The organism is Prosthecobacter sp., from assembly GCF_014879935.1.
GTDB lineage: Bacteria > Verrucomicrobiota > Verrucomicrobiia > Verrucomicrobiales > Verrucomicrobiaceae > Prosthecobacter.
Genome location: NZ_JACSRD010000273.1, coordinates 1 through 12,549, shown reverse-complemented (window position 1 = coordinate 12,549; position 12,549 = coordinate 1). Strand labels below are relative to the sequence as shown.

Genomic DNA, 12,549 nt, shown 5'->3' with positions numbered 1-12,549 from the left:
CTGGATGGCCGGCCGTCTCGACCTGCAAATCCCTTCAGCTTTTACCCACCCAGCATAGCGAAGCGCCCTAATTAGAGACATTTTTATGCCATCCACCCCCGATCCCCTGTCACCAAGACCATTTCCGAATGGGTTGATCTGTTTTATTGTCTCGAGCTTTGCCGCGATGGCTGTTTTCACGGTGACGGACAGATTCCGCACATACGGTTACTCGCTCTTCATCGGAGTGCCGCTGGGAATGGGCGCGCTACTAGGACTTCTTTATCAGCGTGGTCGTAGGTGGAAATGGTTGGAATCGCTTTATTTGCTGGTTTGCTCGCTCGGCATGGCATCAGGATGGCTCATTCTCTGCCAGATCGAAGGAGTTATCTGTGTGCTGATGGCTGCGACGTTGGTTTCATTCGTCGCTCTAGTAGGCATGCTGGTTTTTTGCTCCGTTGACTTCCTGCTACGAAGTTTTCGTCATCGAAACAAACTCCACTGCCTCGCCATCCTCTGCATCCCTCTCGCGATGAATTGGGAGTCATCCCATCGTCCAACGCCGCCGATGCTCGAACAAACCACGACCATCGAAGTGAATGCTTCGCCGGAGGTCGTGTGGCAGTTCATACCTTCATTTCCAGCCATCAAAGATCCTCCAGCAGGGTGGCTGGCGAGCGGAGTCGCTTATCCCATCGCTTCCGAGATCGACGGCAGCGGGGTCGGTGCCACGCGGCGTTGCATCGTCTCCACCGGCACGATGCCGGAGGTCGTCACAGCATGGGAACCGGACAAAAAGCTCGAATTTGAGGTGAAGGAAACACCGCCCGCCATGGTGGAAACGAATCCTTTCGGTGAAGTGCATGCGCCGCACCTCGAAGGCTACTTTCAGGCTCGTTACGGCCGTTTCGTGCTCGTTCCTCTCCCGGATGGACGCACACGCATCGAAGGTACCAGTTGGTTCGTGCACGACCTGTGGCCTCAGTGGTATTGGGAGCCCGTCACCCGCCACACCGTCTCCCAAATCCACAATCGCGTGCTCACTCACATCAAATCACTCGCCGAAAAAGCCTCGCCTCTCGCGAAGTAATCCGTTTCATTGCCCGAACACCAATGCCTCCCTGGTCCCAACTGAACGAGAAAAAGACCCGCCTCGACGCCCTGCGTCCGCTGCGGGAGTCCTCGATTCGCAGCCTGATGGAGGCGCTGGATGTGGAGTTGGTCTATTCATCGAACGCCGTCGAAGGGAACACGCTCACCCTTCAGGAAACCTCCGCTGTGCTGCTGCATGGCGTGACCGTCGCCGGAAAGCCGCTCAAGGATCATCTTGAGGCCGTAAACCTCGCCAGTGCGTGGAAGCATGTGAAGGAACTGGCCAAAGTCTCAGCGCCTTTGAGTGAAAAAGAGCTATTGGAGCTGCACACTCTCGTTCTCGGCAAAGACGATCCCGCGGCAGGTCATTACCGCAGCGTTCCCGTTTTCATTCGTGGCTCAAAGCACGTCCCGCCGAATGCTCGCATCGTGCCGGAGAAGATGGAGCAACTCTTCGCCATGGATCGCACAGGCGAGCACGCCGTCGAACAAGCCGCCAACCTGCACGAAGCCCTCGTGACCATCCATCCCTTCGTCGATGGCAACGGACGCACCGCCCGGCTGGTGATGAACCTCCTGCTCATGCGGGCCGGTTTTCCACCGCTGCGCATCCAGCCCGAACACCGCGCCGCCTACTTCACAGCGCTCGACGAGTGCCGTTTTGGATCACCCAAGGCCTATGTGGAATGGATTGCTGCTCAGGCCGAGGCGGAGCTGGATTTTTGGCTGGGTGCTCTTGCATCGTGAGGCCGCTCGGAGTTCTTTGCTTGGATTCATCCGAGACGCCGGACAAACTCGCCCCATGAGCACCTCCACCGTCTTTCCGATGATCCCCGCCGCCAGCAAATCGCTGTGGTTTTTCGCCATCATCAGCCTCGTGCTCATCGGCGCTCTTGTGCTGATGATCTGGCTCGCGTGGTCGATGCAAAACGTGCGCTTCACCGTCTCCAACGAAGGCCTCCGCCTCCAAGGCGATCTCTACGGCCGGGCGATCCCGCTCAAATCGCTTAAAATCGACGAAGCCGTCGTCACCAACCTCAACATGGACAAGGATCACCAGCCCAAATGGCGCACGATGGGTACCGGATTGCCCGGTTACGCCGCCGGTTGGTTCAAGCTGCGCAATGGAACCAAAGCCCTGCTCTACGTCACCGACCGCACCCGCGTCGCCCGCATTCCGACGACGGAAGGTTACACGGTGTTGCTGAGCGTGGCCGAGCCTCAGGCGCTGATTGACGCTTTGAAGGGCCAGAACATGCCCTGAAGGCCATTTTAGCCGCCGTTCACCACCATGCCGCGCAGGGCGCTGGAGGACATCATGGGCTGGAGCAGGGCGACGGCGGCGCGGAGCTGGGCCGGGGTGGTGACGGACGGGTTGTTGACGATGAGGACGTCGGTGGCGAGCGGGGCCAGCGGGGCGACGTTGGCGAAGCTCTTCAGCAGCGGTGAGGCGTCGAGGATGATCCAATCGACTTCCGTCTTGGCCCGCTCGATCCACGTGCGGTAGCCGTCCAGCAGCTCGTTCGTGGCGTGGGCTGGCAGATCGCAGCCGGGCAGCAGGTAGAGGTTGCTGTAGCCATAACGCAACGCCTCAAGGTGATGCGCATAGGCTCCGTGGCCCTGCGACGCACGCGGGAACCACTGGTGGAGCGTTGGGGAGCCAGGATTGCACTCCATCATGAACACGCGCCGGCCTTGATGGCAGAAGGCGGCCGCCAGGGCGGAGGAAACGAGCGTTTTGCCTTCTCCCGAACCGGAACTGGTGATCAAGACGATGCCCGCCGTGCTGCCACGATGCATGGCCTGCATTTCCAGCGTCGCCGTGAGGTGATGCAGCGCGCTGGAGGCCCCGATCGGCTCCGGTTTGAGCAGTTCGGACAACATCATCTCCGGTGTGCTGCCCTGAACGTAGGGAAGCCGGGCCAGGATGGTCGTTCCACCGCCGGCCGGCTGGAGGCCGGGCATCGGGCGGGCGGGCGGTGGCGGCACGGGCTGGGGTGCCCCGCGGTCCGGGATCGACATCGGCAAGGCGGATGTCTGGGGTGCGGCGATGGCGAAGGGTGAGGGCGGCGGCACTGCTGCTGGAGGTGCGTTCACAAAGGTGGCGGTGTATGCGCCGTGCTGCATCGGGTCAGCCATTGCCTGCCGCCCGGCTTTGGGCTGGAAGAGCGTCCTGATGTGATCGTCGAAGATGCCCCAACTGACCGGGACACCGATGAAACACAGGCCGAAGAGCATGGCGGCGGCGACCGCGGCCATCGGCTTGCTCGGCTTCACGGGTTTCTCAGGAACCATGGCCACATCGGCCACACGCAGCAGCCCGCTGTCGCGGAACTGTCCGGTGAGGGCGGCCTGGCTGCGGCGCATCTCGATTTTCTCATACAAATCGCGGTCCATGCGCACCTGGTCGCGGAGAAGGCTCTGCTGCACGTTCTTGCCGTTCAGATCAAGGGCCACGCCACGGGCGTCCTCAAGCTGGTTGCGAAAATCGGCGATCTGGCGCTGCTGCGACTCGACTTCCGCCTGCACCATGCTGACCACGGCGGAGACGGAGCGGTCGAGCGCGGACCTGAGAGCCTCGATTTCTTTGGCGAGTCCGATCATGGTAGGATGTTTGCGGCCGCAGGTGGCCTCCAAAGGTGCGCGCTCGGCGATCTTCGCGTCGAGCTGCTTGCGCAGGTGGGCCACATCCGGGTTGTCGGCAAAAAGGCGCAGTTCGGTGAGGTCGCGGCCGGCTTTCTGGGCGGCGACGACGTTGTCGAGATCGCTTTTCGCCCGGGTGAGCTTCAAATCCGCCTCGGTGATGGCCACGTTGAGCTGGCGCACCTTGTCACTGGAGATGTCCTTGGTCTCCGTGTCCTCCATCAGGCCCTGGCTCCGGCGGTACTCGGCCAGTTTCTGCTCCGACTCGCGCAGACGCTTCTGCAGCTCATCGGACTTCTTTTCGAGGTAGGTGGAGGCATCCGCGCTGAGCTTGGACTCCTGCTCGGCCACGTAGTGGATGTATTCCTCGACGTATTGGTTGGCGAAATCGGCCGCCAGATGCGGATCGCGGTCACGCACCTGCACGCGCAGGACGTGCGACTCCTTCAGCGGCTCCACGCGGACGTTCGACGCCATCAGATCGATGAAATGCTCACGCGGGTCGGCCGGTTTGCCCGGCTTGTAGAGGCCGACGAGGTTCATCATCTCGTCCTTGCGGCTGAGGGAGCTGGCTTCACGCTTGAGGAAGGCGTCGCGCTTCTCCGCGTCGAAGTGCTCGTAGAAGTGGTTCAGGAAGCGGCGGGAAAGCAGCTCCGTGCGGTGGTTGTTGATCAACTGCGGGGCGCTCAGCTCCGTCACGCCACGACTCGCCATCGCTTCGAAGTTGAACGGATTGCCGTCCTGGAGGCGCAGCAGCAGCTGTGACTCCGCCTCGTAGATCTTCACCCCCATGCCGAGGTAGTAGAACGTGAACGCCGCCATCATCAGCCCCAGCACCGCGCCGCGCAGCCAGCGCTTGCGGATGTAGCCAAACACATCCGCGACGCTGATGAACGACTGCACCTCGAAATCGCCCGGATTGATCGGCGGCAGGAAGGCCCGCGGATCAAACACGGGCGACATGCCGGGCTGCGCCGGCATCGTCATGGACGGGGCCATCGGCACCAGCCCGCCGCCCCGCGTGGGAGCGAGCGCCAGCATGGCCCCGAAGCCGGGCTGTTGCACGGCTGGAGCAGGCTGCAGGCTGTAAGGGATGGCCATGTCAGAATGACGACTGAGGAAGGACGAGGGATGCGGATGCCACAGCGGCGGCAGTCGCCTGCGGCGGGGTTTTCAGCCGCATGGCGCGGGTGATGATCTCATTCACCAGACGCACATCGAAGACATCCGCGGCGAGCTGGCGGCTGAGACGGCCCTGAACGGCGATTTGATCGGGATTGGCCAGGAACCACTCCATGGCGCACTCGACGGCGGCGACATTGTGCGGCTGGCAGAGGAAGCCATTCTCGCCCTGCATGAGCATCTCGCCCTCCTCGCGCTGCTTCTCGCCTTCGGAGGTCAGTTTGACGCACTCACGGGCTCCCACGGAGTTGGTGGTGATGATCGGGCGGCCGGTGGCGAGCGCCTCCAGCGTGGCATGCGGCACTCCTTCGCGATACCATGTGGGCAGGACGAAGACGTGCATGGTCTTGAGCAACGAAGCGACGTCCTTGACCATGCCGTGATGCACCAGCGTGCCCTCCGCCACCCATTGGCGCACCTCGCTCTCGTCCACGCGGTTCGGATTCGGGTCAAAGGGGCCTACGAGGTGGAACTCGGCATGCGGATGGAGCTGTTTGATGCGTCTGGCGGCCTCGGCGAACACGCGCACGCCTTTGCTGATGAGCAGACGGCTGACGAGCACGAAACGGATGTGGCCGGCGGCGATCTTGGCGTCGTTTTCGAGCGGGGCGTGGTCGAACTCGTCCATGTTCACGCCTGACCCGGCGGTGACGTGGACGGGAACTCCGGCAGGCAGCATGCGCAGGTCAGTGAAGAGCTTCACATCATCGTGATTCTGCATGAAGATGACGTCCGCGCGTTTCAACGCGAAGCGATGCAGCCACTCCGAGATCGCGGTGACGATCTTCTGCCGCAGCGTGACCGGTTTGACGAAAGTGAAGCCCAATCCCGGCAGCAGGGCATACACGCGTTTGATTCCCGCCAGACGTGCGACGACGCAGCCATACACGACGGATTTGATGGTGTAGGCGAACAGGGCGTCCGGCTTTTCGGAGCGGAACAGGCGCCACATGTCCCACAGGGTGACGAGATCCTTCAGCGGATTGACCTTGGAGCGCATCATGCGGATGGCACGATGCCGGCCGCCGAAAGCGCCGACGTATTCGCGCACGTGCGGATAGTCCTCCGCCGCGGCGGTGACCACCTCGCAGCCATGGGCGGCGAAGTCGCGGATCAGATCACCGCGATGATAGACGAGTGTGTTGGCATCAGCCGTGAGCACGAGAACTTTCATGCGGCGAGACCCTCCGGGATTGGTTTGACGGCAAAACGGCGGCGCACGGTGCGCAGCGCGTGAAAGACGGACGCACGCCAACTGGATGGATTGGCGGCTTCAAGATCGAGAACCCAGCGTGTCGAGTCGCACCACTGGCGCTTGTACTCGTAGTCACCGGGCAGCAGATCATAGACGCGGACGCCACGCCGCATGGCGTTGATGATGGACCAGCGCATGGCCATTTTCCCTGGCGAAAGCCGCGCAAAAGTTCCATCCCAGCCCATCTGGTAGAGGAAGAACTCATCACGCTCGACGAAACCATAAATGGCGGAGACCACGGTGCCGTTCGATTCGAGCAGAGGCAGGATGGCACGGCCTTCAGGCAGCCATTGGGCGGCGAGACGGCGATGAAACCGCAGGGAAGCCGTGGTGGTGAAGGTGCTGGCCTCGTCTGGCAGATTCTCATCGTGCAGGCAACGGAGGCACTCGAAGGCATGCGGGTGCGGGAATCGATCTCCCGACAGCGTGGTCACACCCGCATGGTCTTTCTCGAAGCTCTTGCAGCTACGCCGCAGATTGCCGCGCCAGCTTGCACTGTGGCGGGCCTCGATCTCCTCCCACGAGCCGGGCAGGCTGATGAAACGGCAGCCATGACGGTTGAGCACACTCGCGCGGATGAAATGGTCCCGGAGGGCGGCCAGAATGTGCGGGGTGTTGCCTGATTCCTGCGGCAGGGCGTTCAGACGCACGACGTCGCATTCCGGCCGCAGTTCCCTGAATGCCTGGCAGAGCTGGGGCGCGAGCTCGTCCTCACGCCCGGCAGGCACGATGAAGTCGAGACGCTCGCCACGAGCCTCGCCAAAGCCGCCGAGAAACGCCAGCGTGACAAGATGCCGCCGCGCCTGATCCTGCTCACGGGCCAGCATGAGCGGCGCGATGGCCTGCGGCTGGCCTGCGGCGTCACGCAGCACGATGATCGCGAGCCTCGCGTCCTGGCGGCACTCTTGCCACCACAGACGGGCCCAGTCCCAACGCATGAAGGGCGAGCGCGTGGCCATTTGATCGACGAGCGGATCCCAGAACGGCTCAAGTCCCTGGAATTCGTGTTCGTCACGGATGATTTGCAGCGTGAGCGCCTCGCGCCGCGCCGGTGTCGCAATTCTGGGCGAGGTGGCCGTCATGGGGTGCCTCCCTTCTTCACGTTGGCGGTCTGCTTGCGATGGTGCGCGGTCTCGATGAGTCCGCCGAGATGCAGGCGGGCGTCCATCAGCAGGCCTGGATTGTTGTCCCAATCGCCAAAACCACGTGCGAAGCTCGAAGCGAGGCGTTGCGCTTCATTTTCGAGCCCGAACTGCCGCGCGAGCATGAGGTAATCGTAATCTTCCACCGTCTCCCGCAGCCATTTCAGCCGGATGGAGGCGATGGGAGCATGCCGGCCATGCTGTTTCTCCGTGGCCGGGTAGATGAAGGAGCCGTCTCCATTGTAAGTCGCGCCGTCGGAGGTCTTGAAGGTGCCCGCGTCATGCCAGACATCGACGCCATCGGCCGCGAAGAGCGTGTCCCAGTAGGTGAAGCCGGTGATGCCATGCTTCGGGAACAACCAGCCGGCGATCCGGTGCGCCGTGGGCGGATAATCGAGCGCCCAGACCGGCGGAAAGCTGTGTTCGAGCTTCTTCGGCATGCCGTGCTGCTGCTCCCACTCGTCCGGCATCTGCACCAGCGCGGCATAGGCCCAGACCTCGTCACCCGCTTGTCTGCGCAGAGCGATGTCATGCCTGCCGCCGGCCCATTCCATGTCCTTCCACACGTAGCTGAAATGCGGCACCCAGATGTCCACCGCGCCATTCAGGCTGCCCCAGGAAGGCTTTTCCGGCGTCGGCTGCTCGGTGATGAGCAGCGGCACGCGGACGCCATGCTTCTTTTCGACTTCATTGAAGAACTCGCCCCAGCGGCGGACGTTTGCATACGCGGTCTCGTTGTTCGGCTCGTCGAGATCGCCCATGATGACGTAGCCGCGTGATTCGCAGCGGATCTTTGCCAGCAGCTTCATCCACTGCGCCACGTAGGTCATGGCAGCGGCGCGGTCTTTGCCCAGCGGATCGCCAAACGGCCACTGGGGCCAGATCGGCAGGCCGATGGTGCTGCAATGACGGTGCAACAGATGCTTCCGCAGAGCACGCTCCGCCTTGTCCTCGTCGAGCCTGCCCGTGGCTGGATCGGGATAGCTGCCGACGATCTGATCCACGCTCAGACGATGCTCGGCGAAGAGATCATAGTAGGCATCCAACAAGCTGGCGTGGGCGGGTGAAGGCGAGTTGTCCTTGTATTCGAGGCCATGGACCTCCGACACGCGGCGCACGGTCGTCATGATGGAGGTACGCAGCTTCGGCACGACCGGAAGATCAAAGTCCCACACCTTCAGCGTGTAGGGTGCGATCAAGGTGTTCCCGTCGGCCAGCTTGAACCGCACTTCACCGATGTAGTCACCGGGTGCGGCGGTGTAAGGCACGAAAACATCCACCCAGAACGGCTGGTTGATGGAGCCGTCGCCTTTCAATGCCTGTGCTGGCATGTCCACGGGCACGAGCGCATCGGCGTAATCACCTGCGGGCAGCGGGGCCATGGGCGTGGAGGCGGAAACGCGCACGTAGTGCTCGCGAAACACGCGTGGTGCGGGCAGCAGCGCGTCCGAATCGGTCTTTGCGAGGCCGGAGGGCACCACTTCGAGTTTGGTGAGCTGCTCCGGCGTGGCGGTGACGACGATTTGCAGCGCCTCCCACTCCCCGCGGGCGGCTTGCAAAGCGTGTGTCTGCGCGGCGGGCGGTGTGCCGTCACGCGGAATGCGTGTCATCGCATCGCAAAACGACACGCGGACCGGCTGGGCCACGCTTGGTGCCGTGAGAGCCAGAAAAAGCAGCACCGCGTTCATCTGCGCACCTCCAGAAGCTGGGCGTAGGTCTCCGCATACTGGCGTGCGGCCTCTGCGATGGTGAATTTCTCCAAAACCCGCTGACGTGAGCGGCTGGCGACTTCCGCCCGGGCACCTGGGCCGAGCCGCAGCGTGCGCTCCCAGGCATCGGCCAGCGCCGCAGCATCATGCACAGGCACGGTCTGCCCCACGCCTTCCATCAGACGGCTGCAATCACCCACATCCGTGGTGACGCAGGGAATCCCGCACGACATGGCCTCCATCACCGTCATGGGACAGGCCTCGGTGCGGGAGGACAGGGAAAAGACATTGAGCGCCGGATAGAGCCGCCACGGATCGGGGCGGAACGATTCAAAGCGCACCTGCTGGCGCCGGGGCAGTTGGGCGAGCAATTCGCGCTCCGTGGCGCTCATTTCGACCTCGACGCCGCCGCAGAACACGAAATGCGCCTCCGGCAGCCGGGTTTGCAGCATCGCCGCCGCGCGAAGGAAGGTCGGCAGGTCCTTCATCTCGTGAAAACGGCCGACGTAACCGATGACGGGCGCTGATGGCGGCAGCCGGAGCTCCGCACGCGTGTCGAGCGCGGCATCGGTGTCCGGGACGAAGCGTTCCGCGTCGATGCCGTTCGGGATCCAGCTCATTTTGGAGCGCGGATAGCCGATCGCGGCATGGTCTTCGATCGCGGCCGCCGAACAGGAGATGATCCGTGAGGGGATGAACCGTGAACTGAGCGACAGCGCGCGGCGGAAGATCGCGAGCTTGCGGTCGCCATCACCCGGATTGCGATGAATCTCCCGGCAGTGGATGCTCCAGACGACTTTGCGCACGCCGGCGATGCGGGCGGCCCAGCCGCCGACGAGATCCGCATGATGCATCCAGGTCTGCACGAGATCCGGACGCTCCGCATGCAGCACCGAACGCAGTTTCGAAAGCGTGGGCCGCGTGAGGTAGGCAGTTTCCTCCAGATCGTGCAGCGTGATTTCCGCCTCCTGCAGCCGCTTTGCCAGATGCGCCCACGGTTTGGAGTTCAGCGTGACGACCACGGTGCGGAACTGCGCGGGATCCAGCGTCTCCGCGAGGTTGCGCAGCATGGCCTCCGCCCCGCCGCCGCCCAGGCTGTAGGCGAAGTGCAGGATCGTGGGCCGACGGTCTTTGGCCAGGCTTCCGAGCGAGGCGACACGCGCAAACGTCGGCTGGCGCCGCTGCCGGGGCAGCAACGCGGCTTCGCCGAGCTCGAGCGTGATCGTTTTCATATCAAAGCATCGACATCGCCTTCAGGCAGCTGTGCCGCCATTCTTTGAGCGTCTCATAGGCTCCCGAAACGGTGGCCTCGGCCTCCCACACTGATTCGGGTGAACCGTAGCGCGGCAGTTGGAAAAGGGACGTGCCTTCATCGACGCGGCCGTTGATCATCGTGCAGGCCGCTTTGAAGCCCGCCTCGCGCACGAGCAGGAGCGCCTCGCGGTTATAGTCGGTCTCCTTGCCGTTCGGGTAGGCAAAGGCGGAGGGCAGGTCGCCGATCTCGGCAAAGATGCGGTTCCGGCAGGTCGCGATCTCAAAACGCATTTCCGCCGAATCGCAACGTGACAGGATGGGATGGGAGTGCGTGTGCCCGCCGATGTCCACGTGGCCGCTGAAGGTCATGTCGCACGCCATGTCCCAGGTGAGCGGACGCATGGGCGCGGGCAGTTCACGGAAGCTGGGAGGAGCGACTTCGAGAGCCAGCTCCAGACGCTCCACCTCCTGCCGCAATTCCGACGCGCGCAGGGCTTTGAATTCCGGCATCAGGGCCACCAACGACTGCTGCCGCAGCTCCCGCGTGCCGAGATAAAGCCGCACGACCTTGCCGTTGACCGGCCAGTCGAGCAGTTCCTTCCGCGTGCGGCCGAGGGCCAGATCGACCCGCTGGAACCACAACGGATCCTCTCCGTCGAGGAAGCCGGTGGTCACAAACACCGTCGCGTGCAGGTCGAATCGCTTCAGGATCGGGTAGGCCAGCTCGTGGTTCGAGGCATAGCCGTCATCAAACGTGATCACCACCGAGTTGTCCGGGAGCGTCTGGTTCTTCGACTGCGCCTCGATCAGGTCAGCCAGGGAGATCACCCGATAATCCGCCGCCAGGAGGGAGCATACGCTGCGAAACACCTCCACCGGCAGGTGCAGCGACCAGTCGAGAATGCCCGGATCGCCCGAGTTCTCGCACAAACCGTGAAAAGTCAGGATCGTGGCCTCTCCCACGCGTCGGCTACGGGCGAACGACGCAAATCCACTGCCGACCAAGGCGGCAGCTTTGACAACACGCGATTCGAAGACGGGCGGCATGATCAAAGGGGGGAAAAGGGTTGAGGAATCCCCCTGCCAGTCAGGACTGGAGGGGGGCTCGGAACGGCAAAAAGGCAGACTGCGGTCCGGTATTTTAGGAGCCGATTTGTTAACTTCAATATAATAATCACAAATTCCGTATAAAGCACAGACCCGCTACAAGGCGCAAAAAAGGCCGGAAGGAGCACCTCCGGCCTCTCGCTGGGAAACACTTGCCGCAGACCACTCAGAGCGGGCGGATCCACACGTTCCGCAAACGCACGGGCGGGTCGTTTTTGTGGTCCTGGATGCGGATCGGGGCCTTCTCAGGGAACTCGCCGCTGTAGTCGGTGACCTGCTTGTGCTTCGTCGGTCCCATGATCTTCGTGTGGTTCTGCACGCAGATGCCATTCACAAAGGTGGTAATATAGGCCGGCTCCACCACCTTGCCGTCTTCCAGCTTCGGGGCGGTGAAGATGATGTCATACACCTGCCACTGGCCAGCGGGGCGCACGGCGTTCACCAGCGGCGGCGTCTGGCCATAGACGCTGCCAGTCATGCCGTCGGCGTAGGTGGGATTGTTGTCGCAGTCCAGCATTTGGGACTCGTAGCGGTCCATGAAGAACACGCCGGCGTTGCCCTTCTTCTGCGAATTGCCCTTCGTGTGCGGCTCGCTCATCCACTCCAGATGGAGCTGGCAGCTTCCGAACTCCTGCTTCGTCCAGGAGTCACCGCCGGCGATCATCAGCACGCCGCTGTCGATCTGCCATGGGCACGGCACCATTTTGCCGGTTTCCTTGCCCTTCGCGTCCTTCTCCTTGGCCTGGAGGGCGTCCGTGCTCGTGCCATCGAAAATGACAATCGCATCGGAAGGCGGCGCACCCGGTTTTTCCCCCGGTGCCACGGCATTCGGCCGCGGGCGGTCGATGTCATGCACCTTCCACTGCGTGCCGGGGATGACCGGCGTGTCCGAATAACCGATGGGAGAGGGCTTTTCCGCTGCCGGAGCGGCCGGTTTCGTGTCTGCGGCGAAAACGCCGACGCCTGCGAGGGCGAAGAGGAGGGTCTGAGCGATGTTTTTCATGAAGGGAAGCAGCAAACGAGAAGCCACAGGGCATGTTGCAGCGCAAGCTGTGAAGTTCGTGGGAAAAACAGGTTGCCAATTCCGCAGGAGAGCGGATTCTGGCGGCCCTTCAAATCGCGGGATGGAGCAGCCCGGTAGCTCGTCAGGCTCATAACCTGAAGGTCGCAGGTTCAAATCCTGCTC

11 protein-coding genes are annotated in these 12,549 nt (G+C 62.7%); 3 read left to right on the top strand and 8 right to left on the bottom strand.

All coding sequences use genetic code 11. The features are described 5' to 3' along the window. Positions 1-180 (bottom strand): hypothetical protein (locus tag IAE77_RS29825; RefSeq protein ID WP_294235144.1); only part of this gene is annotated, 180 nt, incomplete at its 3' end. Between the two features lie 367 nt (positions 181-547). On the opposite strand from IAE77_RS29825, the gene IAE77_RS29820 reads away from it, so the two are divergent. The 3 genes from IAE77_RS29820 to IAE77_RS29810 are packed head-to-tail and all read left to right on the top strand — an operon-like array spanning position 548 to position 2,335. Continuing rightward, entirely contained in the window at positions 548-1,069 is a 522-nt protein-coding gene (locus IAE77_RS29820) for an SRPBCC family protein (RefSeq protein ID WP_294235143.1), read from the top strand. A gap of 23 nt (positions 1,070-1,092) precedes the next feature. Further along, on the top strand, positions 1,093-1,818 hold the full coding sequence (locus IAE77_RS29815; RefSeq protein ID WP_294235141.1) for a Fic family protein: 726 nt from the start codon (positions 1,093-1,095) through the stop codon (positions 1,816-1,818). Between the two features lie 55 nt (positions 1,819-1,873). Next, positions 1,874-2,335, top strand: coding sequence for a PH domain-containing protein (locus IAE77_RS29810; protein WP_294235139.1), 462 nt, complete (start codon positions 1,874-1,876; stop codon positions 2,333-2,335). Positions 2,336-2,343: 8 nt separating this feature from the next. On the opposite strand, the gene IAE77_RS29805 is transcribed toward IAE77_RS29810, so the two are convergent. From IAE77_RS29805 to IAE77_RS29775, 7 genes are all read right to left on the bottom strand, one after another. Next, positions 2,344-4,815 (bottom strand): exopolysaccharide transport family protein, encoded by a 2,472-nt coding sequence (locus IAE77_RS29805; protein WP_294235137.1) that lies wholly within the window; start codon positions 4,813-4,815, stop codon positions 2,344-2,346. 1 nt (position 4,816) lies between these two features. Beyond that, the gene (locus IAE77_RS29800; protein WP_294235135.1) at positions 4,817-6,070 is read right to left on the bottom strand and encodes a glycosyltransferase family 4 protein; all 1,254 of its coding nucleotides are present in this window, start codon (positions 6,068-6,070) and stop codon (positions 4,817-4,819) included. Next, positions 6,067-7,233, bottom strand: coding sequence for a GNAT family N-acetyltransferase (locus tag IAE77_RS29795; protein WP_294235132.1), 1,167 nt, complete (start codon positions 7,231-7,233; stop codon positions 6,067-6,069). Before IAE77_RS29795 ends, IAE77_RS29800 begins: the two co-directional genes overlap by 4 nt. After that, positions 7,230-8,939, bottom strand: coding sequence for a DUF4091 domain-containing protein (locus IAE77_RS29790; RefSeq protein ID WP_294235130.1), 1,710 nt, complete (start codon positions 8,937-8,939; stop codon positions 7,230-7,232). The genes IAE77_RS29795 and IAE77_RS29790 overlap by 4 nt, the downstream gene beginning before the upstream one ends. Positions 8,940-8,977: 38 nt before the next feature. Beyond that, a complete protein-coding gene (locus tag IAE77_RS29785; RefSeq protein ID WP_294235127.1) occupies positions 8,978-10,234 on the bottom strand; it encodes a glycosyltransferase in 1,257 nt (418 codons plus the stop codon). 1 nt (position 10,235) lies between these two features. Continuing rightward, positions 10,236-11,303, bottom strand: a complete 1,068-nt coding sequence (locus IAE77_RS29780; RefSeq protein ID WP_294235125.1) for a polysaccharide deacetylase family protein — start codon at positions 11,301-11,303, stop codon at positions 10,236-10,238. 226 nt (positions 11,304-11,529) lie between these two features. After that, positions 11,530-12,366: a DUF1080 domain-containing protein gene (locus IAE77_RS29775; protein WP_294235123.1), complete on the bottom strand. Its 837-nt coding sequence runs from the start codon at positions 12,364-12,366 to the stop codon at positions 11,530-11,532. Between the last annotated feature and the right edge of the window lie 183 nt (positions 12,367-12,549).

Excerpts from the sequence above, each read along its gene's own strand:
- IAE77_RS29820 (WP_294235143.1), top strand. The coding sequence starts at position 548 with ATGCTCGAACAAACCACGACCATCGAAGTGAATGCTTCGCCGGAGGTC.
- IAE77_RS29815 (WP_294235141.1), top strand. The coding sequence starts at position 1,093 with ATGCCTCCCTGGTCCCAACTGAACGAGAAAAAGACCCGCCTCGACGCC.
- IAE77_RS29810 (WP_294235139.1), top strand. The coding sequence starts at position 1,874 with ATGAGCACCTCCACCGTCTTTCCGATGATCCCCGCCGCCAGCAAATCG.
- IAE77_RS29805 (WP_294235137.1), bottom strand. The coding sequence starts at position 4,815 with ATGGCCATCCCTTACAGCCTGCAGCCTGCTCCAGCCGTGCAACAGCCC.
- IAE77_RS29800 (WP_294235135.1), bottom strand. The coding sequence starts at position 6,070 with ATGAAAGTTCTCGTGCTCACGGCTGATGCCAACACACTCGTCTATCAT.
- IAE77_RS29795 (WP_294235132.1), bottom strand. The coding sequence starts at position 7,233 with ATGACGGCCACCTCGCCCAGAATTGCGACACCGGCGCGGCGCGAGGCG.
- IAE77_RS29785 (WP_294235127.1), bottom strand. The coding sequence starts at position 10,234 with ATGAAAACGATCACGCTCGAGCTCGGCGAAGCCGCGTTGCTGCCCCGG.
- IAE77_RS29780 (WP_294235125.1), bottom strand. The coding sequence starts at position 11,303 with ATGCCGCCCGTCTTCGAATCGCGTGTTGTCAAAGCTGCCGCCTTGGTC.
- IAE77_RS29775 (WP_294235123.1), bottom strand. The coding sequence starts at position 12,366 with ATGAAAAACATCGCTCAGACCCTCCTCTTCGCCCTCGCAGGCGTCGGC.